Source organism: Corynebacterium sp. HMSC073D01 (assembly GCF_001815555.1).
Lineage (GTDB): Bacteria > Actinomycetota > Actinomycetes > Mycobacteriales > Mycobacteriaceae > Corynebacterium > Corynebacterium glucuronolyticum.
On record NZ_KV821075.1, the window covers coordinates 1 to 967 of the forward strand.

Annotated in this window: 1 protein-coding gene; it reads right to left on the reverse strand. The window is 54.8% G+C overall.

Annotation, left to right across the window (positions count from 1 at the left end):
* Nucleotides 1-226: 226 nt before the first annotated feature.
* A partial coding sequence (locus HMPREF3044_RS10260) for an ATP-binding cassette domain-containing protein (RefSeq protein ID WP_141759687.1) occupies nucleotides 227-967 on the reverse strand: 741 nt, incomplete at its 5' end.

Genomic DNA, 967 nt, shown 5'->3' on the forward strand with positions numbered 1-967 from the left:
TGTCAACTATCACCGTGTGCTGCACAGGTGCTCATTGTGTCAACGATGTCCTGACTGATGTGTTGTCATCGGCTCCACTTAGACGTCGGATTTGATAAGTACCCTTTTGCGTTAGCGAGTATCGCTTAGGGGGGTGTGAAAAATCGCTTGCGTTAGCGAGTGTATAGCGCGTTTGCCCTGACCTGCGGAAATGCTTTCCTCTCTTTCGACTGAGCGAGCGTTTGCGTTAGCAGGCGTTGATTTGGTCGAGGCGGACGCTATGGTCGGCGGCTTCGGTAACGAGTTCAGCGTCGTGGGTGATGACGATGACGACGGCACCGGTATCAGCGAGTTTGCGCATCACTTGTGAGATCGCGACGAGGTGCTTGTAGCCCACACCTGATGTCGGCTCGTCGAAGATGTAGACCTTCTTGTTCGCAGCAAGTGCTGTGACGATGACAAGGCGTTGGCGTTGCCCACCAGACAGTGCTTGCGGATGATCGGACTCGTGGTCGGTGAGGTCGAGTTCTTTAAGGATCGCGTGGGCGTCGATGTGTTGTTTTTCGACTCTGGTTGCCCCGAGCGTAACTTCGTCAATGACTGTGTCTGAGAATAGCTGCCGGGTGGGGTCTTGCATGACAAGGTATGCGTCCCGGCTGGTGAATTTTTGCCCATTGAGTGTGATGGATGCACCTTTGGCTTTTTCGAGTCCGCAGATGATGCGTGCCAGTGTTGATTTGCCTGACCCGCACGGGCCTAACAGTGCGGTGATTTTCCCTGCCGGGAAGAGCAGATGGCCGATGTTGAGAACCGTGTTTCCGTGGCGGTAGGCGAAGGTGAGGTTGTCAATCTCAAGCCCATCTCCTGCCGGTTCCGGAAGTTGTGGCATAGGCACAGTCACTAGGGATCGCAGCCCAAGCTGTTTACGCTCCTCATCTGGCATGACATAAAACTCCTCGCCGGTTGCGGTGAGGGCGATGTTGCCTTT